This is a genomic window from Olivibacter sp. CPCC 100613 (genome assembly GCF_036959255.1).
In the GTDB taxonomy this organism is placed as follows: domain Bacteria; phylum Bacteroidota; class Bacteroidia; order Sphingobacteriales; family Sphingobacteriaceae; genus Olivibacter.
This window is the reverse complement of sequence record NZ_JAWMTI010000003.1, coordinates 443,860-464,551: the sequence shown is the minus strand read 5'-3', so window position 1 is coordinate 464,551 and position 20,692 is coordinate 443,860. Positions and strand designations below refer to the sequence as shown.

At 40.7% G+C, this 20,692-nt stretch carries 21 protein-coding genes; 14 read left to right on the top strand and 7 right to left on the bottom strand.

Going from position 1 to position 20,692, the window contains the following annotated elements; genetic code table 11:
• Positions 1-158 precede the first annotated feature (158 nt).
• The 4 genes from thrS to rplT all read left to right on the top strand — a co-directional run bounded on the left by thrS (position 159) and on the right by rplT (position 3,410).
• Complete coding sequence (thrS, locus tag RYH73_RS12985) at positions 159-2,084, top strand: threonine--tRNA ligase (RefSeq protein ID WP_335313863.1); 1,926 nt, start codon at positions 159-161, stop codon at positions 2,082-2,084.
• 15 nt (positions 2,085-2,099) lie between these two features.
• Positions 2,100-2,669: a translation initiation factor IF-3 gene (gene infC / locus RYH73_RS12980; protein ID WP_335313862.1), complete on the top strand. Its 570-nt coding sequence runs from the start codon at positions 2,100-2,102 to the stop codon at positions 2,667-2,669.
• 91 nt (positions 2,670-2,760) lie between these two features.
• On the top strand, positions 2,761-2,961 hold the full coding sequence (gene rpmI / locus RYH73_RS12975; RefSeq protein WP_309013660.1) for a 50S ribosomal protein L35: 201 nt from the start codon (positions 2,761-2,763) through the stop codon (positions 2,959-2,961).
• Between the two features lie 104 nt (positions 2,962-3,065).
• The gene (rplT, locus tag RYH73_RS12970) at positions 3,066-3,410 is read left to right on the top strand and encodes a 50S ribosomal protein L20 (RefSeq protein ID WP_335313861.1); all 345 of its coding nucleotides are present in this window, start codon (positions 3,066-3,068) and stop codon (positions 3,408-3,410) included.
• A gap of 80 nt (positions 3,411-3,490) precedes the next feature.
• Here the strand turns inward: rplT and RYH73_RS12965 are convergent, their stop codons facing one another.
• From RYH73_RS12965 to RYH73_RS12935, 7 genes are all read right to left on the bottom strand, one after another.
• The gene (locus tag RYH73_RS12965; protein ID WP_335313860.1) at positions 3,491-4,345 is read right to left on the bottom strand and encodes a hydroxymethylglutaryl-CoA lyase; all 855 of its coding nucleotides are present in this window, start codon (positions 4,343-4,345) and stop codon (positions 3,491-3,493) included.
• 53 nt (positions 4,346-4,398) lie between these two features.
• On the bottom strand, positions 4,399-4,719 hold the full coding sequence (locus RYH73_RS12960) for a 2Fe-2S iron-sulfur cluster-binding protein (protein WP_335313859.1): 321 nt from the start codon (positions 4,717-4,719) through the stop codon (positions 4,399-4,401).
• Between the two features lie 78 nt (positions 4,720-4,797).
• Positions 4,798-5,802 carry an NAD(P)/FAD-dependent oxidoreductase gene (locus RYH73_RS12955; protein ID WP_335313858.1) on the bottom strand — a complete coding sequence of 335 codons (1,005 nt, stop codon included), beginning with the start codon at positions 5,800-5,802 and terminating at the stop codon, positions 4,798-4,800.
• 17 nt (positions 5,803-5,819) lie between these two features.
• A complete protein-coding gene (locus tag RYH73_RS12950) occupies positions 5,820-6,257 on the bottom strand; it encodes a MarR family winged helix-turn-helix transcriptional regulator (protein WP_335313857.1) in 438 nt (145 codons plus the stop codon).
• Positions 6,258-6,424: 167 nt separating this feature from the next.
• A complete protein-coding gene (gene secDF / locus RYH73_RS12945; protein WP_335313856.1) occupies positions 6,425-9,454 on the bottom strand; it encodes a protein translocase subunit SecDF in 3,030 nt (1,009 codons plus the stop codon).
• Positions 9,455-9,766: 312 nt separating this feature from the next.
• Complete coding sequence (locus tag RYH73_RS12940) at positions 9,767-10,264, bottom strand: dihydrofolate reductase (RefSeq protein WP_335313855.1); 498 nt, start codon at positions 10,262-10,264, stop codon at positions 9,767-9,769.
• An 11-nt stretch (positions 10,265-10,275) separates the two neighbouring features.
• Complete coding sequence (locus tag RYH73_RS12935) at positions 10,276-11,097, bottom strand: thymidylate synthase (protein WP_335313853.1); 822 nt, start codon at positions 11,095-11,097, stop codon at positions 10,276-10,278.
• Between the two features lie 261 nt (positions 11,098-11,358).
• Here RYH73_RS12935 and RYH73_RS12930 point away from each other — a divergent pair, with 261 nt between their 5' ends.
• The 10 genes from RYH73_RS12930 to RYH73_RS12885 all read left to right on the top strand — a co-directional run bounded on the left by RYH73_RS12930 (position 11,359) and on the right by RYH73_RS12885 (position 20,616).
• Entirely contained in the window at positions 11,359-12,963 is a 1,605-nt protein-coding gene (locus RYH73_RS12930) for an immunoglobulin domain-containing protein (RefSeq protein ID WP_335313852.1), read from the top strand.
• A gap of 35 nt (positions 12,964-12,998) precedes the next feature.
• Entirely contained in the window at positions 12,999-13,742 is a 744-nt protein-coding gene (locus tag RYH73_RS12925) for a hypothetical protein (protein ID WP_335313851.1), read from the top strand.
• Between the two features lie 7 nt (positions 13,743-13,749).
• Positions 13,750-14,694 (top strand): gliding motility-associated C-terminal domain-containing protein, encoded by a 945-nt coding sequence (locus RYH73_RS12920; RefSeq protein ID WP_335313850.1) that lies wholly within the window; start codon positions 13,750-13,752, stop codon positions 14,692-14,694.
• Between the two features lie 211 nt (positions 14,695-14,905).
• Complete coding sequence (gene ispE / locus RYH73_RS12915; protein ID WP_335313849.1) at positions 14,906-15,712, top strand: 4-(cytidine 5'-diphospho)-2-C-methyl-D-erythritol kinase; 807 nt, start codon at positions 14,906-14,908, stop codon at positions 15,710-15,712.
• A 26-nt stretch (positions 15,713-15,738) separates the two neighbouring features.
• Positions 15,739-16,875 (top strand): sugar phosphate isomerase/epimerase family protein, encoded by a 1,137-nt coding sequence (locus RYH73_RS12910; RefSeq protein ID WP_335313848.1) that lies wholly within the window; start codon positions 15,739-15,741, stop codon positions 16,873-16,875.
• A gap of 57 nt (positions 16,876-16,932) precedes the next feature.
• Positions 16,933-17,310, top strand: a complete 378-nt coding sequence (locus RYH73_RS12905) for a hypothetical protein (RefSeq protein WP_335313847.1) — start codon at positions 16,933-16,935, stop codon at positions 17,308-17,310.
• Positions 17,311-17,395: 85 nt separating this feature from the next.
• Positions 17,396-18,055 (top strand): heme exporter protein CcmB, encoded by a 660-nt coding sequence (locus RYH73_RS12900; RefSeq protein WP_335313846.1) that lies wholly within the window; start codon positions 17,396-17,398, stop codon positions 18,053-18,055.
• Positions 18,056-18,075: 20 nt separating this feature from the next.
• Complete coding sequence (locus RYH73_RS12895; protein ID WP_335314117.1) at positions 18,076-18,744, top strand: cytochrome c biogenesis protein; 669 nt, start codon at positions 18,076-18,078, stop codon at positions 18,742-18,744.
• Between the two features lie 163 nt (positions 18,745-18,907).
• Positions 18,908-19,123 carry a CcmD family protein gene (locus tag RYH73_RS12890; protein WP_335313845.1) on the top strand — a complete coding sequence of 72 codons (216 nt, stop codon included), beginning with the start codon at positions 18,908-18,910 and terminating at the stop codon, positions 19,121-19,123.
• A gap of 59 nt (positions 19,124-19,182) precedes the next feature.
• The gene (locus RYH73_RS12885; protein WP_335313844.1) at positions 19,183-20,616 is read left to right on the top strand and encodes a Glu/Leu/Phe/Val family dehydrogenase; all 1,434 of its coding nucleotides are present in this window, start codon (positions 19,183-19,185) and stop codon (positions 20,614-20,616) included.
• The last annotated feature ends 76 nt before the right edge of the window (positions 20,617-20,692 follow it).

Genomic DNA, 20,692 nt, shown 5'->3' with positions numbered 1-20,692 from the left:
TATAGAATCGGGCAGAGATCTATCTTGTGAACAAAGCGATCAACTAATTAATTTTTTGACTTTTTCCTTTTTAATTTTTAATATCTTTGTCGTCACAAAAATCACATTGTAGGTGATTTAGAAAGCAATATTTTTAAAATAGTAAATCATAGTTGTAAATGATTAAGATCACACTTCCCGATGGTTCGATCCGTGAGTACGAGAAAGGAACCAATTCGTTACAGATTGCACAATCTATTTCTGAGGGCTTGGCCCGTAATGTTTTAGCCGCCGAAGTTGACGGACAAGTATGGGATGCTACACGACCCATTGAAAAGGACGCATCCGTACGATTGCTGACTTGGAACGATAAAGAAGGTAAGTCGACCTTTTGGCATTCTTCTGCTCACTTAATGGCCGAAGCGTTGGAAACCTTATACCCCGGAACCAAATTTGGTATCGGTCCGGCTATTGAAACCGGATTTTATTACGATGTTGACTTTGGCGATCGGCCGTTTTCTTCTGATGATTTTAAGAAGATTGAGGACAAAATGCTGGAATTAGCACGCACCAAATCGGATTACATCAGAAAACAAGTATCCAAATCAGACGCAACTGCTTATTTCTCCGAAAAAGGGGACGAATATAAGTTGGATTTGATCAAGGATTTAGCGGATGGATCGATCACATTTTATACCCAAGGGAACTTTACCGATCTTTGTCGGGGACCACATATACCGAACACCGGCTTTATAAAAGCCATTAAGTTAACCAATGTGGCAGGAGCCTATTGGCGTGGTGATGAAAGCAGGAAGCAGCTAACACGGATTTATGGTGTTACCTTTCCGAAAGCAAGCGAATTATCTGACTATCTTCATATGATCGAAGAGGCGAAGAAGCGAGATCACCGGAAGTTGGGTAAAGAGTTGGAACTGTTCGCTTTCTCAGAAAGAGTAGGCATGGGGCTCCCCCTATGGTTACCAAAAGGAGCCGCACTACGCCAGAAACTAATTGATTTTTTGCAACGCGCGCAAATGAAGGCTGGATACGAACCGGTAGTAACACCCCATATCGGCCATAAAAACCTCTATGTAACCTCTGGGCACTACGAGAAATATGGGGCGGATTCTTTTCAGCCGATCCGTACACCACAGGAGGGAGAAGAATTTCTGTTGAAACCGATGAACTGTCCGCACCATTGTGAAATTTATAAAACAAAACCTCGTTCGTACAAAGATCTTCCGGTACGTTTTGCTGAATTCGGTACGGTGTATCGTTATGAGCAGAGCGGCGAATTACACGGTTTGACTCGGGTAAGGGGGTTTACACAAGATGATGCCCATCTATTTTGTCGTCCGGATCAAGTAAAAGATGAATTCAAAAAAGTTATTGATCTTGTTTTATACGTTTTCAAAGCGTTAGGCTTTGACGACTACACTGCACAAATCTCGCTGCGGGATCCCGAAAACAAGAGCAAATACATCGGCAGTGAAGAGAATTGGCTGCTTGCAGAGGCAGCTATTGTGGAAGCCGCTGAGGAAAAGGGGCTGAAGACGGTGACTGAACTTGGCGAAGCGGCTTTTTACGGGCCAAAGTTAGATTTCATGGTTAAAGATGCACTGGGACGTAAATGGCAATTAGGTACCATCCAAGTTGATTACAATTTGCCGGAACGTTTTGAACTGGAGTATACCGGCAGCGATAACCAGAAGCATCGTCCTGTTATGATTCATCGTGCACCCTTTGGTTCCTTGGAGCGTTTTGTAGCTGTATTAATAGAACATTGTGCCGGTGAATTTCCGCTATGGCTGACACCGGAACAATTTATCATATTACCCGTGTCCGAAAAATACGAAGAATATGCAAAAAAACTTTTAGAATCGTTAAATAATACCGATATTCGCGGGTTGATTGATTTGCGAGATGAAAAGGTGGGCAGAAAGATACGAGACGCTGAGATCAAAAAAATCCCTTATATGCTCATCGTAGGTGAAAAAGAGGTTGAAAATGGCACGATTTCTGTTCGAAAACATGGCGAAGGTGACCTTGGAGGTATGACTGTAGAGGCCTTTAGCAAACAATTAATTAAAGAAATAACAGTTTAAAATTAAAGGAATAATTTGGCATTAGGAAAACCAGGAATGAGGGGACCGCGTCCTCCTTTTAAAAAGAAAGAACCCGATCATAGAATTAATCAGCACATTAGAGCAACTGAAGTGCGTTTAGTTGGTGAAAATGTGGAACAAGGTGTTTATCCAATCAGGCAGGCTTTAGCGATAGCAGATGAGTTGGAGCTAGATTTGGTGGAGATTTCTCCAAATGCGAATCCACCTGTGTGTAAGGTTGTTGATTATAGCAAGTTTGTTTACGAGCAGAAGAAGAAGTTGAAAGAGATTAAGGCCAATGCGAAGCAAACGGTCATTAAAGAAATCCGATTCGGTCCGAATACAAATGAACATGACTTTGACTTTAAACTTAAGCATGCCATTAAATTCTTAGAAGCAGGGGAGAAGGTGCGTGCTTATGTACATTTTAAAGGTAGGGCGATTGTGTATAAGGACCGTGGCGAGATTCTTTTACTGAAATTTGCGCAGGCCTTGGAAGAGATAGGTAAAGTAGAATTGCTGCCTAAACTAGAGGGAAAACGGATGTTCATTACCGTTGCACCTAAAAACCCGAAAACAAAATAACTGTTGAGTTATGGAGAGTCGTTGTGGGCGCATTTTGCACCCATCGGCCTATAAATAAGAGACTAATAGATAGATAATAACAGATAAGATTATGCCAAAAGTAAAAACCAATTCCAGTGCTAAGAAACGTTTTAGCCTTACTGGAACCGGTAAAATCAAGAGAAAACATGCATACAAAAGCCATATCTTAACCAAGATGAGCACGAAACGTAAACGTAATTTAACACGTTCAGGTTTAGTATCCGATGCTGATTTGGGAAATGTAAAGCGTATGCTTGCTATCGGTAAATAACAATTGTTTTAACAAATTTTTAACCGGGTATTGGGTTGTAAGTTTATTGCCTGAAGGAATTTCAGAAGACATAGCGCCTTATACCAAACTAAATTTAATTTATTATGCCACGTTCGGTTAACGCAGTAGCTTCGAGAAGAAGAAGAAAGAAGGTTCTTAAATTAGCAAAAGGCTATTATGGATCACGCAGCAAGGTATATACCATTGCTAAGAATACGGTAGAAAAAGGTTTGCAATATGCTTACCGTGACCGTAAAACCAAGAAAAGAGAGTTCAGAGCATTATGGATTCAACGTATCAATGCAGGCGCTCGTCAACATGGGATTTCTTATTCTCAGTTGATAGGGAAGTTAAATGCGAAAAGTATCGGCTTAAATCGTAAGGTTTTAGCTGACTTAGCTTTAAATAATCCTGATGCTTTCAAAGCAGTAATTGATGCAGTTAAATAAATATTAAACTTATCACAATCTATTAGTGAAAGGGAGGCTTTGGCCTCCTTTTTTTGTTAGTTTATCGTTCGAAACTATTCTTAGTTGCGGTTAAATATCTGATTACTATAATATTGAGCCTGTTGGAGTGCTTCTTGATCGATTTTACTGTCGATATTTTTAGTTTGTAAAAAGGATAACAAGGCCTCGGTTGCAATATTCCCTGTCAATTTGTCACTTGCCATTGGGCATCCGCCATAACCACCGAGCGCGGTGTCAAATCGCCTACAACCACTCTCGTATGCCGCTTGTATTTTTTCCAGCATACTTTCAGGTGTACTATGTAGATGAACGCCAAGGTCGATATAAGGAAAATCTTTGGTTAAATTTTGATAGAGCATTTTAATAGTTGCGGGTGTGGAGACACCAGTCGTATCAGCTAACATCAAGTGCTTGACTCCCTTTTTTACAAGCAAATTTGCATAAGAGCTAACGATTTCCGGCGACCATGGATCGCCATAAGGATTACCAAATGCCATTGACAAATATATCAAGGGTTCTTTACCCGATTCGCTACAGATTGTTAAGATGTGATCAATATTTACAATGGATTGTTGAATACCCGCATTTGTATTGCGCTGCTGAAAAGTTTCAGATATAGAAAAAGGAAAGCCAAGAAAAGTTATTTCAGCGTAAGCACTGGCTTCTTGGGCACCTCTGATATTTGCAATAATAGCGAGTAATTGTGTGCTCGTATTCGATAAGTTTAATTGTGATAATACGGTTGCTGTATCTTTTAGTTGAGGTATTGCTTTTGCAGAAACAAAACTGCCGAAATCCAAACGATCAAAGCCCGCTTTTAAAAGCAAATCTAAATAAGTTACCTTACAAGAGGTTGGAATAAATTCCTTGATCCCTTGCATTGCATCGCGCGGACATTCAGTGATTTTAATCATAATTGTCGTTTATTGCTGATACAAAAATACGAATTAGAAATCGATATAAAGTATCAATCCAAGGAACCCTTTATTTTTACATGGAGGCCATCAAGTCGTTCGTCCAACCGAATTTGACAGGCCAATCGACTGTTTTCATCTGCGTCGGGAAGTGTGTCTAACATGTTTAGTTCCTCATCAGATGCTTCATGAAGCATCTCTAGGCCAGACAGTATCTCCACATGACAGGTTGCGCATAAAGCCATACCTCCACAGGTAGCCAGTATATTATATTCCGAAGCCTTTAGTACTTCCATTAAACTCAAATTGATGCCTTCCGGAACTTCTACGGTCTCGATTGTGCCGTCCCTGTCTTCTATCGTGATATGAATCATTGTTAGCTATCGTTATCAGTTGTTAGTTATTCGCTTTGTCTTTTAGCCGTACCACTATTTCCGGTGCATTAACCAAAACTAAAATGCATGAATGCCGTTGACCGTTGTATATTTAAAACTCAGCTTTTGAGCAGGGTAAACATATTTAAAAGCACTTTGGGCCATTAGGGCGGCCTCATGATAACCACATAGGATCAGCTTTAGTTTACCGGGGTAGGTGTTAATATCGCCAATAGCATAGATGCGTTCTATATTGGTAGAATAATCAACCGTATTTACCGATATGGCTGATTTATCAATTGCTAAGTTCCAATCAGCGATTGGCCCCAGTTTCGGACTTAAACCAAAGAGTGGTATGAGCGCATCTATTTTTAAAGAAATCTCTTGCTTCTGTTTGTTAATCAGCGTAACGTCTGTTAAGTGACCTGTTCCCGCTACTCGAGCTAAATTATGCGATAACAGTAAGTTGATTTTGCCCCTGTTGGCCAGATCGAAGACTTTTTCTGCCGAGTCGGGCGCGCCTCGAAAACTATCGCTCCGATGCACAAGCGTCACTTTTTCAGCTATTTCACTTAAAAAGATCGTCCAATCCAAAGCCGAATCACCACCACCCGCAATAAGGATTTTTCTATCTCTAAATTGCTCCGGATTTTTGATTATGTAATAGATACCTTTACCTTCAAAGTCGACCAGACCTTCTACTTCTGGCTTGCGCGGTTCAAAGGAGCCTAAGCCACCGGCGATGACGACCACCTGTGCATGAATGCACGTACCTTCATTGCTTTTAACAATATAGGAACCGTCATCTTGCTTCTCTAAAGCCTCCACCCGTTCGCCTAAGGTAAATGTAGGGTGAAATGGAGCAATTTGCTCCATTTGCTTGTCTATAAGTTCCTGTGCATTAATGGCAGGATAACCAGGAATATCGTAGATGGGTTTATGTGGATAAATTTCTGTTAATTGCCCGCCAACCTGTGGAAGAGCGTCAATTAGATGACAACGCATTTTCAGTAATCCTGCTTCAAAAACTGCGAACAGACCAACAGGACCTGCACCTATTATACATATATCGGTAGTAATCATCTTTTTATCAAATTAAGTTACTTAAGCTCTAAATTATTATAAATGCTATTCAGTATGCGTTCTAACTGCAAAAAGTCGTCTTCATTGAGATTTTCCCATGCTTTCGTTCTTATTTCTTTAATTTGAGGGGATAGCTCTTTTACTTTTGAAATCCCTTTGTCTGTTAAATGCACAATAAAACTTCGCCTGTCAGTTGGATGAACTTTACGTTCTGCTAGTTCTTTCTTTGCTAGTAGATCAACGATTCGAGTTAGGGTAGGCTGGTCCTTACCGCAGCGTTCGGCTAATTCCTTTTGTGTTAGATCGTGAAATTCGAAGAGGTTTTTTAAAACCATCCATTGATCCAAAGTTATATCAAAACCTTTATTACTGAATGTGGCCTGTGCATATTGCTTTACTCGACGTGCGGTGCGGTCAAGCAAAAATGAATACATGTTGTATGGTTCTTTTTGCATAACAATATTTAGTATGACAAATATATGTGTATTAATTAAAATTAAAAAAGTAAAAATCAAAAATGACAGGCGGATGAGGTCGTTAAAGTGATAATTAGTCAGCATATAAAAAAGGTGTGTGTTTAATAAAAAACACACACCTTTTTTATGAATAGCCGGCAGCTAGTTTATGCTTTCGCTGGCTTTAAATTTCCTTTTTCTGCAGAAGGAATTTCTTTTGTACTCGTTTTGCCATCTCCTTGTAAGTCGGCAAAAATTGGAGCCGCCAAGAAGATAGAAGAATAAGTTCCAAAAATGATACCGATTAAGATAGCAAATGAGAAACCACGAATAACTTCACCACCGAACACAAAAAGTACGGCCAAGACGAATATAACCGTTAGCGAAGTGATAATAGTACGACTAAGGGTTTTATTAATAGCTGTATTGACCACATGTGACAAGGGTTCATTCTTAGCACGATGCTCTCTAAGGTATTCGCGAATACGGTCGAATACAACCACTGTGTCATTTATCGAATAAGCCAATACCGTTAACACTGCGGCAATAAAGTGCTGATCAAGATCGAGCGAGAATGGTAGGATGCCATCGAATAAAGAGAATATACCAAGCAATATAATTGCATCATGCGCCAAAGATATGGCCGCGGATACACTGTATTGCCATTTACGGAATCGAATTAGTATATATAATGCAATGACAATGATTGAAAAAATTACGGAATAAATAGCCGAGATTTTGATGTCATTTGCAATAGTTGGCCCTACCTTTTGCGAGCTCACGATCTGGAACGGATTATTTTGAACCTTTGAGAGCCCCTCATTTAATTTATCCAGAACCTGTTTATCCGCAGCATCATCCGTTTGATCAATCAGATAAGGTGTCGTAACTCGTAATTGGTTGTCGCCGCCGAAGGTTTTAACCTCACTTGTTACACCGAATGTACCATCTACATGCTCTCGAACTTCTTCCAGATTCACCGCTTTTTCATATTTCACTGTATACGTACGTCCACCTGAAAAATCAACCCCTAAGCTGAAACCTTTTGTGAAAACGGAGATTAAGCTGATAATGGTTAAAGCAATTGAAATTGCATAGAACTTCTTTCGGTTTTTTATAAATCCGAAATCAGCATTCTTCATAGTATGATCACTCCATGGATAAGAAACGGTGATTTTCATATCTTTTTTGATCATCCATTCGAAAATGATACGTGTGATGAAGATTGCTGTAAATAAAGAGGTAATAATACCGATCAACAAAGTCGTCGCAAACCCCAAAATCGGACCCGTACCGAAAATATATAGAATAAGACCTACCAAGAAGGTGGTAATCTGCGAGTCTAGAATAGAAGGCATCGCATGCTTATAACCATCTGAGATTGCTTGTCTGACTCCTTTACCCAGCGCATATTCTTCTCTGATACGTTCGTAGATTAACACATTGGCATCCACCGCGGTTCCCATAGTTAACACAATACCAGCAATACCGGGCAATGTTAGGACGGCGCCAAGTGAAGCCAGGATTCCCATGATGAAGAATACGTTGAAGATTACAGCAATGTTGGCCACTAAACCAGCACGATTGTAGTAGAAGATCATAAAAATAAGCACAACAACCAAACCAATAACGGAGGAATTAATACCCGCGTCAATTGCAGCTTGCCCCAATGTAGGGCCAACAATTGCTTCTTCCACTATTTTTGCGGGTGCAGGTAAGCGTCCCGCCTTTAATACATTTGCTAAGTCTTGTGTATCTTCAAAAGTAAAGTTTCCGGTAATGGAAGAAACACCATTAGGAATTTCGTCTTGTACGGTTGGAGCCGAATAAACCGTATTATCTAAAACAATGGCAATTGCCTTTTTAGGATTTGTTGCTGCAGCAGCTGCACTGATCTTTCTCCATTCACGAGCACCTTCGCTGTTCATTACCATTTCTACCTGTGGGTTATTGGTACGCTGATCAACATCCGCACGGGCATCGGCGATTACATTTCCGGTAAGGACAGGACCTGCATTCAGACCTGTTGGTTTCACGGCGAACAATTGGAACATCTTTGTTTCTTTCGAAACAGGTTTCACGCTCCATAACAATTTTACATTGCCGGGAATAATCGCTTTTATTTCAGCGCTATTGAAATAGGCATTTACTCGGGCAGTATCTTTCTGTAATACGTAACCTATTACAGGACCTTGCCCTAGCATTTGTTGTCCTTGCGCACCTTGACCTACATTTGGGCTCAATACTGCAAATAAAGGGTTCTGATTTCTTGCCTGTTCCAGTGCTACGGTACTGCTATCTTTCTTCGTTGAATCACTTCCTGCAGCTTTATTACCACCTAGGGAAGCTAAACGGCCTCCTGTAGCTGTATCCTTCACGGCCGTGTCAGCCGTTGAGGTGTTAGATTTAGTATCCGTTTTTAGGGTCGAAGCAAGTGTGCGGTTAATATTTTCCAATAACGGAAAGATTTCTGAATTATCATAAGTTTCCCAGAATTCCAGCTTAGCTGACCCTTGTAGAAGCTTGCGCACACGATCTTCATCACTCACACCTGGCAGTTCAATTAAGATTCTATTGGTTCCTTGCTGACGTTGAATGTTGGGAGATGTAACACCAAATTTATCAATACGTGTACGTAAAATATTGAAGGAACGATCAATAGCACTACCTGATTCTTTCTGCAAAAAAGCCAAAATATCACCATCACTCGAATTCGAAGTAATATTGTTGACTGCATTATCTTTATTTGCAAAGAAAGTAGCCAACCTACCAGTTGGATTTAGTTTTTTAAACTCTTCCCCAAATAAGCTAACGAAATCTTTTTGACTGTCCTTACTTCGAGCTTCCGCATTATCCAATGCCTTTTTAAAGTGCTCGTCTTTCGGGTTGTCTGCTAAATTACTGATCAGCTCCTTTAAGGAGATTTCCATCGTAACGTTCATCCCGCCTTTCAGATCCAATCCCAACGCCAATTCACGCTCTTTGCAGTATTGGTAAGAGAATTTAGCGAAACCGAGATTGTAGACATCTACGGTAGCCATTGAATCTAAATAAGCCCGTTCCTTTACGGGGTCACCTTTTGCATAAGCAACTGCGTCGCGTTCAACCTTGTGGGTTACAAAAGTAAATGAAAGTGAATACAGGCACGCAATCGATATCAGTATTACAAAAAAGTTAATTAGGCCTTTACCTTGCATCTTTGTTTAGTGTTGTAATTTATGTAATAATTGTTGTATACATTCCCATCTATTAACCTTGATCCTCACTATGTCTAGCGAGTCATCTGTCAACGCCTTTTATATACTATTATTTTTGCATATAAAAAAGGCAATTTACCTAAGTTTTCTTAAGAACGGCAAAGCTATGAAATTTTTAAATAAACAAAGGGTTTATTGCGAGAAAATTGTTTGCCCGTTGACATGTCATTTTTGGGTCCTCCGGGATAGGGTGAGGAAATCGGAATTCTCGGAATTAGACCTACTCAAATAAAAGTGGCGCAAGAATTTAATCTAGTTTCTAACTTTAGAATACAGATAAAAGCTGTAGTCGTAGGGGTTTTTTTCGTCACTTTCGTGATGTTCCACCTCTTCTAATTGCCATTCCTCATCACTGATTTCGGGAAAAAAGGTGTCCGCGTCAGCAAAGTCGTGGTTAATTCGAGTCAGGTAAATCTTATCAGTTAGTGTCATTGCCTGTTCATATATCTGAGCACCGCCAATGATGAATACTTCTTCCTTTTCATTTTCGCAGATAGCTAAGGCCTCCTCAAGCGAAGTAACTACTTCAACATTATCAGCTTGAAAATTTGCTTGACGTGTAACAACGATATTCCGGCGTTTTGGAAGTGCCTCGCCAACAGATTCAAAGGTTTTTCTTCCCATAATAACCGTATGCCCTGAGGTTGTTCTGCGAAAAAATTTTAAATCGGCGGGCATATGCCAAAGAAGCTCATTATTCTTTCCGATTGCGTTGTTTTTCGATGCAGCAACAATGATGGATATAATCATGGTTCAATTGGTTAAACCGCCACTTCTGCTTTAATGTGGGGGTGAGGGTCATAATCTGCTAATGTAAAATCTTCGTAACGAAAATCAAAGATACTCTTTATTTCGGGATTGATTTTTAATGTGGGCAGACTTTTGGGTGTGCGTGTTAATTGTAACGCAGTTTGTTCTAAGTGATTACTATAAAGGTGTGCATCGCCTAAAGTGTGTATAAAATCGGCAGCTTCCATATCACAAACTTGGGCAACCATCATTGTGAGTAATGCATAGGAGGCGATATTAAAAGGTACGCCCAAAAATATATCGGCACTGCGCTGGTAAAGCTGACAGGACAATTGCGCCTTGCTCTGACCTTTTTGGCGGTTAGGGGGAGCAACATAAAATTGAAAAAAGGCGTGACAGGGAGGCAAGGCCATTTTTTCAATTTCTGCCACATTCCAAGCGGAAACGATGATACGACGTGAGTCGGGATTGTTCTTTAATTGATGTATAACTTGCGTAATCTGATCGATGTGTTTGCCATCGGGGGTAGGCCAAGAACGCCATTGTGAACCATATACCGGTCCAAGGTTGCCTGCTGCATCTGCCCACTCATCCCAAATGCTCACTTTATTTTCTTTCAAATAAGAAATATTGGTATCGCCTTTCAAAAACCAGATCAGCTCGTGAATAATAGATCGAAGGTGAAGCTTTTTAGTGGTGACCAAAGGAAAGCCTTCCTGAAGGTTGAAACGCATTTGATAGCCAAACACGCTTCTTGTTCCCGTACCGGTGCGATCCTGTTTATCCACTCCTTGCTCATAGACATGACGCATTAAATCGAGGTATTGCTGCATTGTTTTGAATGAAATATGATGGTGGTAAAGATAGGGATTTTTGTGTCAATTAGCCAATTAGTGAATGAGCCAATTACTAAATTGGTGAATTGGTGAATGGTTGGCTATTTAACGATCCAACTAAATCGCAAATCCTGCACAAACTGAACAATTGAAGTGAATACTCTTTTTACGTCTTTTGTCCCAAGTAGGAGACAATACCTTAACGAGACATAAACCGCTTTTTTACAATTTCAACTTAAACAAACGCCTATAGCCAACATGTACTCAATCCTTTTCCGTTCCCCGATTTTTAAAGCACTTGCTTTGTGTTTACTCCTATTATTTGGAGTAAAGGGGGAGGGGTATGGGCAAAGGGTGTATGCTAATATGCAACGGAATGGGACTACTGGGACTGCTGGCAGTGGATCTGTAATAAACCCGACATTTTCGATCGATGCCAATAATTTATCAAATTTCACCCGTTTATCCGCGTCTTCTGCAGTGTTAGCTTCAGGTGGAGCTTGGCAACAGTTAATTTTCGATAGGACGTTTGCAGGCAACACGACTATTTATGTTAAACTTAATGTGGCGAGTTCATTATTAGGTGGGGGTGTTACTCTTAAGGTTTATAACGGAAGTACGATAAGCTTAGATGGAAATGAGGTTGCATCAGCATCAAATTTTTTTACCGCTATTGACGGAACTACTTATTTGGCGATTACAGGAAGTACATCATTTAATGCTGTTCGCATTACTTTAGGTGCACCCGCACTTCTAGGAACCAGTACCGCAGATATTTATTATGCCTTTTATGAACCTGTTAATAAACGTTGTGCTGAAGTTTTGGGTGTTTCGATAGGAGGCACGGGAATCTCTTTAGGCGGAGGAGTAAGTAACCCGCTTAATGCGGTTGACAACAACTTAACGACATATTCTTCATTGACAGGGGGGCTCTTGGGACTGGGTTATACAATTACTCAGGCTGCTTACTTTTCGAATTTATCAAACCCGGGAGATGCTGCTACCGTCACATTTTCTCTTCCACCCTCTCTTTTACAACTGAGTCTTTTTAACAATGTAACAATTAATCTATATAACGGAAACACCCTTGTCAATACAGGAACTATTGGTAGTCTGTTGTCATTAGACCTTTTGGGTTTACTTCGTTCTGGGCAGCGATATACTGTATCATTATCGTCAACTCCTGTTTTCGACAGAATTGAGATCGCCGTTGCAACAGGTGTATCTTTGCTTACCGATTTTCGGATTCACGAAATCCAACGCACTCCTGCCAAACCAACTGTACCGATTGTTTATCCACAGGCGCAGGCTGTATGTTACGGGCAGACAGCGACTTTAACTGCTGTACCGACTAGCTCAGGTAGTGTTTTAAGGTGGTATAATCAAGTGAACGATGGTACATTATTGCATGAGGGAAGCCCTTATATTACACCTCCAGTGACCGTAGCCGAGGGAGACACCACCTTTTTCTATGTTGCTGCGGCCTGGAACAGTGATTGTCCGGCAGAATCAGAACGAGTGAAGGTTGCTGTAATAGCCAATCCCTTGCCTGGCATTACATTATTGTCTCCAGCTAATTTATGCCAGGGAGAAACGAATGCACCATTGATGTATAGTGCTACAGCCGGCAACCCGGTAAGTTACAGCATTACGTGGATTGGATCACCTACAGGCTTTATCAATGTGATCGATCAAATATTCCCCTCCACGAGTATCAATTTGAGTGTTCCTGAAAATGCGTCTGTTGGAACATATTCCGGGATACTAAAAGTAAAAAACGCTAACGGATGTGAGAGTTCAGAATTAGCTTTCTCTGTTGAAATACACCCTAAACCGGCACCGCCACATATAATAGCAAATTGAATGAATATGAACTTACATTTTAAATAAAAAAGACCATGAAAAGAACAAACAAATTTTTAAAACTAAGTGCGATATTAGGCTTAATATGCGGCCTACCATTGGCCGTGGCAGCTCAGGACCCTACCGTAGCTTACCTATGTGGTAACGTCACACTAACATTACAGCCTCAATTTTCAGATTACACCTTACAACCTACCGATGAGGTGATTTGGCAGGAAGTCGATGCTACCGGGAATGCGGTTGGTACGCCTGTTGAACAAACTGGAGCGTCACCGAATTTATTACTCTCCTCTCTTTCCGTTGGGGAACATAGTTACAGAGTTAGTGTGATACCTGCAAATACAGAGGTCTGTGCACCAGATGTCTCGGATGATTATACTGTTCATATGCTTCCAGTTAGTACAGTATCGCTGACTGCAGATAAGGACGCTTATTGTGAAGACGGACCGACTAATACAGATCCTGCCATCCTTACGGCGACTACATCGACCACGGGGGGAGCCGGTTTACCTACAGGCGTTGAGTATTCATATACATGGTCTGCTACGGTAGGAGGAACACCTGTTGCTGATCTGACTACCATTGGAACAAGTAATAATAATGTGTTCACAATGTCGACACAGACCGTGGGAACCTATTCATTTACAGTGGCAGCGAAATACAATGTTCCTGCTGGTACGTTCTTCAAAGCGGAAGATAGTAACGGTTGTGAAGTTACTGGAAATACAAATGTAGAAGTAACGGCTAGACCTTCGAAGCCAACAATTACATTTCAATAGCTCACACTTGAAAAAAGCATTTCTCATATTTCTGTTTTTTGTCGACCTAGCCTTTAACAGTCATGGGCAAAGCCGGCCTACCGCGCATTTGGTGCAAGGTGGGTCGGTGACGCTCCATGCACATGCTGAAGGAGCATTGAGCTTCCTTTGGTTTAAAGACAATGAGCCAGTCAATGGATTTTATGAAGAAAAGCTAGTTGTTCGGGAAGCTGGCATTTATACAGTAATTGCACTTAATGATGGTTGCGAGTCAGAAATATCTGATCCAGTGGAAGTGGTCATCGAACCAAATGGACCGGTCAAACAAGTGGATATGCAGATTGCCAAATCGGCGTCTCGCTCCATTGCGTTATTGGGGGCTACGATTGATTATCAGTTGGTAGTCGTCAACAAAGGACCTGACACAGCGACAAATCTAACGGTGCGGGATGTTCTGCCGCCGGCATTGGAATTTAATGAAATCCTTGGAGCCTACAGTGGAACGGCTTCTTATTCCGCTTCCTCACATGAACTGGTTTGGAAACCGGACAGCTTACCTGCCGGTGAAAGTAGTGAACTTCGTATTCGTACGCAGGTGAAACAGGAAGGAAGGGTAGAAAATTATGCCGAAGTAGAGACTACCCAACCTGATCCTGATATTGGTAACAACACCGCCACGGCCTCGACTGACGTGGTGGCACTTCGTATACCCAATGCCTTTTCTCCGAATGGGGACGGGTTGAATGATGTCTTCGAAATTATCGGTTTAGCGCTTTTCGAAGAAAATGAGCTTTTTATTTTTAACCGCTGGGGTACCGAAGTTTACCGGATGAAAGATTATCGTAATACCTGGGATGGTGGAACACTCAATGAAGGAACTTATTATTATGTGCTCCGTATAAAAATGGAAAATGGGAAAATGGAGACTTTTAAGGGTTATGTTACGCTTATTAAACAACAGCGTTCTTTTTAGGGTGAGACGTTAAGTAGTAGAGTAGTTGAGCTGGTGAGTAGTATTACCTTTAGGAGCGTTGGTGCTTATAACGGATAACCAGTAACGAATAACTAATAGAGTTGAGTAGTAGCCAACCAATGCTCGCAACTGACAACGAAAGACGGAACCGTGTTAACTGATAGCCAATAAATAATTTGCAATCCCCCTTTTTTATTATTAAATCTGTGGCATGATTACATTCGCAAATGCCAAGATCAACATCGGTTTGCAGGTACTGAACAGAAGACCTGATGGCTACCATAACCTGGAAACTGTCTTTTACCCCATTAAACTATTTGATATTCTAGAAGTGGTACCCGCTACTTCATTAAAATTAGAGGTGTCCGGTATTGGTATACCCAATAATAATGAGGATAACCTTTGTATCCGTGCCTATAAAGCGCTTGCGAACGATTATCACTTAGAACCTGTTTGTATTTATTTACATAAGCGCATCCCCATCGGAGCTGGTTTGGGAGGTGGGTCAGCAGATGCGGCGTTTTTGATTAAGTTGCTGTCGCAATATTTCCAACTGAACTTAAGTCTTGAACAGATGGAATCATATGCCGTAGCACTCGGTGCCGACTGTAGTTTTTTCGTGAGAAATAAAGCTGTTTTCGCTACCGGAATAGGTGATGTATTTACGGAGCTAGCTATTGACTTATCAGCCTATAAACTTGTATTGGTTAAACCTCCTATTCATGTCTCTACAGGAGAGGCTTATGGAAGTGTACGTTCTACCCGGGAAAGTAAAAATTTACTTGACTGCATTATGCGGCCGATCGAACAGTGGAAAGCGTCTATTTATAACGATTTTGAAACTGGCATTTTCGAACGTTATCCGGAAATAAGAGGTATAAAGTCTACACTATACGAAGAAGGCGCAGTATACGCCTCTATGAGTGGGTCCGGATCAACGGTGTATGGCCTTTTCAAAGAGGAACTTGATCTAAAAGAATTGAAAAATAAATACGAGGTATATTGGATGAATCTTTGAAAAAATTTAAAATTTATAAGCACACGATGATGAGTAATTTAAATAATCCGATATGGTTGATGAGCTCTGCTTTTGACAAGCTGGGTATCGATGATCTAATTGAAAAAGCAGTAGCCGTTGGTGCGCAAGGTATTGATTTATGTGTGTTCAGGAGGGATGGAGCGCGTAAGGATCATACGGCCACACATTTGGAATATGAAACATTTGATTTAGAAGCGGCAAAGAGACTCATTAGCAAATTTAATGAGGCCGGTTTACAACTTTCATTGGGGGCTTTTGAAAATATGATTGGAGGAGACCCCGCAGAACGTGTGAAGAATCAAGCGCATTTGTTAAAGCTAATTCGGATTGCCTATTTGTTAGGAGGAAATGCTAATAATGTAAAGGTAGGAACTTTTGTTGGCTATAACCACGAACTTGGGGTGCAAGAATACGGTTTTCAAAAAAATCTTGACGAATATAAACACGTCTTTGAGCCTATTGTTCGCTATGCAGAAAGCTTGGGGGTAACAATATTATATGAAAATTGTCCGATGGAAGGATGGCGGTCAGCAGCTTATACTTCCACCTATAATAATTTACCCGGTGTATTGGCTGCTCGCAAATTGATGTATGCACTCATACCCAGCAAGGCGCATGGGGAGATTTACGACCCCTCTCATGATATTTGGCAACATACGGATCCTGTTGACGTTATTGCGGCCAGCGACATTGACCGTATCCACAGGATACATGTAAAAACGACTAGAAATCTCCTAACGAAAGGACGCACGGAATGGGGAGGAATGTATCCTATGCAGCAAGTAGCGGCTTCTTTAGCGGCCGAAGCAAGTGTTTCGCAACCAACAAACGACTGGGATCGACATCATTATGAAGCGATGTTGCCGGGATTTGGCGGGACAGATCATATGGATTGGCGCACGTTTGTTGATCTATTACGTGAAAAGGGCTTTGATAGACCTTTTGAAATTGAGAACGAGGCGAAAAATTCAAAGGATACAGGTAATCTATCGGCTACTATACAAGGATACGAGGCTGCTATCCGTTTTTTGAGTCCGATGTTATGGAATTTAGGGGAGAACGGCTACGAGTATCAAAAGGGAGCGCCTCTGAGTGAGCCTAATGCACAAGATATCCCCATTAAAACGATGAAGGATTTATAGACCTCTCAAACTTTTTTTTTATCCAATTGTTATTGAGACATGACTATCAAAGAAGAAATGAAAGAAAAAAAGGGAAGCAAAACAGCAAAATTTGTTGCTTTTGCATTAGCAGGACTAGCAGCTGGAGCCGCAGTTTATTATTTGTTTGGGACAAAAGAAGGTCGCAAAACACTTAACAAAGCAGTAGATGGCGTAAATGGATTAAGTAAAACATTGAAAACACAAGCCGAAGAAGGCTTACAACGGGCTTCGCATTTGGCGAATCGTGCAAAGGAAGAATATCATCGCGTGCTGACTATGGCAGATGGCGCTCGGCATGATGCATTGGAGAAAGCCGATAAATATAAAGCTGACGCAAAGAAGCTTACGAAGAAGGGTTTAAAGTACGCGGAAGAAATAAGTAAGGAGGCTCGTTCAAAAGTGGACAAGGCTTAGGCTTATGAAAGATTTGCTTGCCGAATGGTTAAACGAACAATCATCAACAGTGAATAATAATAACTAAATAGTATCTTTGCCTGCGATGAATATGTTCAGGCAGGTAAGCCTACTTATACGGAAAGAAATCAAATTGGAGTGGCGATCCAAGTACGCCTTAAATGGTATTCTGCTTTATGTGGTTTCGACTGTATTTGTCTGTTATCAGGCATTTAAATCGGTTCATCCGATTATATGGAATGCATTATTTTGGATTATTTTACTTTTTACTTCGATCAATGCAATTTCCAAAAGTTTTACGCAAGAAAGCAAAGGCAGGCATTTATATTATTATACCTTGGTAAGTGCCCAAGCCGTTATTTTATCAAAAATCATTTACAATATGCTATTGATGCTACTGCTATCTGCAGTGGCATTTTTTGCTTATAGCACAATATTTAAAAATGAAATAGGGGATCCTCTTCTTTATTTCATGACCATTTTGCTTGGTAGTTCAAGCTTCGGTACCTCACTTACGATGGTTTCAGGGATAAGTGCCAAAGCAGGCAACAACGGTACGCTAATGGCTATTCTCAGTTTTCCCATTTTGATTCCGGTCATCATTGTGCTCATTAAATTGTCCAAAAATGCCATGGACGGTTTGGAACGCAGTGTAAGCTATGACGAAATCGGGGTCCTAGTAGCTATAAACTTAATCGTCATTACGGTATCTTTATTGTTATTTCCTTACATTTGGAGAGACTAAACAACACTTGTATTCAAATTATATTATTTAACATGAAGGCTTATTGGTGGAAAATTTTAGGAGCAGTTCTTGTATTTTATTCAGTAGTGGCCGGCTTTTTGATTTCTGTACCTAAACTACCTATTCTCCATGAGACTATCCGTAATACCTATTTTCATATTCCGATGTGGTTTGCCATGATACTTCTCTATCTACTATCGGTTATTTACAGTATTAAATACCTCTCCTCTGGAGATATCAAGCATGATCTGTTGGCCGTTGAAAGCGTGAATGTTGGTATTGTGTTTTGCGGACTCGGACTAATTACTGGTATGTTTTGGGCGAACGTTACTTGGGGTGAACCCTGGCCAAATGACCCCAAGCTAAATGGAAGTGCAATCGCAACCCTCATGTATTTGGCATACTTAGTGTTGAGAAATGCACTAGACGAAGAACAGAAACGTGCGAAGATTTCGGCTATTTACAATATTTTTGCCTTTCCCGTTATGATTGTTTTACTTTTTATTCTCCCGCGTCTTACCGATTCATTGCATCCGGGAAATGGGGGGAATCCTGCATTTAGCAATTTGGATATGGATGGCACCATGCGTGCAGTTTTTTATCCTGCGGTGCTGGGGTGGATGCTGATAGGTCTATGGATTACATCACTGCGCTATCGCTATCGCTTGATAGAACGTGCTGATATATAGATGCGACTTATTTAAGTGAAACATGACAAAATTTTGATGTATCAAGCTCGGTCAGAAGGTTTTTCCTGTTTTACGGACTTCGTTAAAATACCTTTAAAAGTATACGGAATATAGGATTTTGATATTTTTATTTAAAATAAAATAATAATTTGTGATAAAAGATATGAAGAAGCTAATTCTTTTGTTTTTATTAGGGTTGACATCCTTTTTTCATAGTTTTGCACAGTCGTCAAACGACGTAGAAATGGCTGACGTTATGCGTAGTTCAGGCAAGATTTATGTAGTGGTTGCGGTGGTCTGTGTGATATTCGTCGGGTTCATTATATATCTCTTTACGATCGACCGCAAAATTAGCCGATTGGAAAACAAGAAAAAATAAAAGAGGTCAAGCACACATAAGTGCTTCTTAGGAGAAACCAATTATTAATTAATTACATTATGGCTACAAATCAGTCACAGGGAGAGTTTAGTTTCTTTAACGATGTTTGCGAATTTTTTGATCATGCCGCTCAATTTACCAATCATGACCGGGGTTTATTAGATCAAATTAAAGCGTGTAATAGTGTTTATCGTTTCCGCTTCCCAATCCGTCGAGCGAATGGTAAATTGGAGGTTATTGATGCATGGCGCGTAGAGCATTCGCACCATAAGTCGCCAACCAAAGGGGGAATTCGTTATAGTGATATGGTTAACGAAGATGAGGTAATGGCACTTGCAGCGTTAATGACCTATAAGTGTGCAATTGTCAACGTTCCTTTTGGAGGAGCTAAGGGAGGAATTTGTATAAATCCAAGAGATTATTCGGTAACCGAATTGGAGACGATTACCAGACGCTATACTGTAGAGTTAGTAAAGAAGAATTTTATTGGTCCTGCCATTGATGTACCTGCACCCGATTATGGCACAGGTGAGCGGGAAATGAGCTGGATTGCCGATACCTATCTCACGATGAATCCGGGCCAATTAGATGCGCTGGGAAGTGTTACCGGTAAACCGCTTTCATTAAGCGGTATTGACGGTAGGAAGGCAGCAACGGGTAGGGGTGTTGCTATTGCGATCCGAGAATGCGTAGACGTGGCCGAGGATATGAAGGCCTTGGGATTAACGCCTGGTATTGCCGGTAAACGTATCATTGTACAAGGACTTGGTAATGTAGGATATAATACGGCAAAGGTGTTGGAAGAATATGGTGCTATTATCGTTGGGGTTTGTGAATACGATGGTGCTTTATATAATGATGAGGGCCTAGATGTTGATGCGATCTTAGAGCATAGAAGAAATACGGGTAGTGTTTTAGGTTATAAGAAAGCGAAACGAGAGTTTGCAAATCCAAGCGAAGGTCTTGAACAGCCTTGTGATGTATTGGTACCAGCTGCGTTGGAAAAGCAGATTACCGAAGATAATATAGGGAGAATTAAAGCTAAAATAATTGCGGAGGGAGCCAATGGACCAACAACACCCAAAGCAGAAGAAATATTTACAAAAAACGGAGGCATTATTATTCCTGATATGTACTGTAATGCAGGTGGTGTAACTGTTTCTTATTTTGAATGGCTGAAAAACTTATCGCATGTCGCTTTCGGACGTATGGATAAACGTTATGAAGAAACGGCCAATAGAAACATCGTTAATATGGTAGAGGCTGTCACAGGGGTAACCTTAACTCCCGATCAACGAAGTGTGATTGTAAAAGGTGCTTCTGAGCTAGAATTGGTGAATTCGGGACTTGAGGATACAATGATCAGATCATATCATGAGATCAGAAGAATAAGAAATGTCAACGGTAATATTGATACCTTACGTACGGCTGCTTTTGTAAGCTCGATCGATAAAATCGCGACTTCATACCTTAATATGGGAATCTGGCCGTAGAAATTAAAAAGTAAAAATTAAAAAGTAAAAAAGCTATCGAATTCAATATCCGATAGCTTTTTTGCTGTATAGAATT

Bases quoted from the DNA above. Each gene is read 5' to 3' on its own strand.
- thrS (WP_335313863.1), top strand. From the start codon at position 159: ATGATTAAGATCACACTTCCCGATGGTTCGATCCGTGAGTACGAGAAA.
- rpmI (WP_309013660.1), top strand. From the start codon at position 2,761: ATGCCAAAAGTAAAAACCAATTCCAGTGCTAAGAAACGTTTTAGCCTT.
- rplT (WP_335313861.1), top strand. From the start codon at position 3,066: ATGCCACGTTCGGTTAACGCAGTAGCTTCGAGAAGAAGAAGAAAGAAG.
- RYH73_RS12965 (WP_335313860.1), bottom strand. From the start codon at position 4,345: ATGATTAAAATCACTGAATGTCCGCGCGATGCAATGCAAGGGATCAAG.
- RYH73_RS12960 (WP_335313859.1), bottom strand. From the start codon at position 4,719: ATGATTCATATCACGATAGAAGACAGGGACGGCACAATCGAGACCGTA.
- RYH73_RS12955 (WP_335313858.1), bottom strand. From the start codon at position 5,802: ATGATTACTACCGATATATGTATAATAGGTGCAGGTCCTGTTGGTCTG.
- RYH73_RS12950 (WP_335313857.1), bottom strand. From the start codon at position 6,257: ATGCAAAAAGAACCATACAACATGTATTCATTTTTGCTTGACCGCACC.
- secDF (WP_335313856.1), bottom strand. From the start codon at position 9,454: ATGCAAGGTAAAGGCCTAATTAACTTTTTTGTAATACTGATATCGATT.
- RYH73_RS12940 (WP_335313855.1), bottom strand. From the start codon at position 10,264: ATGATTATATCCATCATTGTTGCTGCATCGAAAAACAACGCAATCGGA.
- RYH73_RS12935 (WP_335313853.1), bottom strand. From the start codon at position 11,097: ATGCAGCAATACCTCGATTTAATGCGTCATGTCTATGAGCAAGGAGTG.
- RYH73_RS12930 (WP_335313852.1), top strand. From the start codon at position 11,359: ATGTACTCAATCCTTTTCCGTTCCCCGATTTTTAAAGCACTTGCTTTG.
- RYH73_RS12925 (WP_335313851.1), top strand. From the start codon at position 12,999: ATGAAAAGAACAAACAAATTTTTAAAACTAAGTGCGATATTAGGCTTA.
- ispE (WP_335313849.1), top strand. From the start codon at position 14,906: ATGATTACATTCGCAAATGCCAAGATCAACATCGGTTTGCAGGTACTG.
- RYH73_RS12910 (WP_335313848.1), top strand. From the start codon at position 15,739: ATGATGAGTAATTTAAATAATCCGATATGGTTGATGAGCTCTGCTTTT.
- RYH73_RS12905 (WP_335313847.1), top strand. From the start codon at position 16,933: ATGAAAGAAAAAAAGGGAAGCAAAACAGCAAAATTTGTTGCTTTTGCA.
- RYH73_RS12900 (WP_335313846.1), top strand. From the start codon at position 17,396: ATGAATATGTTCAGGCAGGTAAGCCTACTTATACGGAAAGAAATCAAA.
- RYH73_RS12890 (WP_335313845.1), top strand. From the start codon at position 18,908: ATGAAGAAGCTAATTCTTTTGTTTTTATTAGGGTTGACATCCTTTTTT.
- RYH73_RS12885 (WP_335313844.1), top strand. From the start codon at position 19,183: ATGGCTACAAATCAGTCACAGGGAGAGTTTAGTTTCTTTAACGATGTT.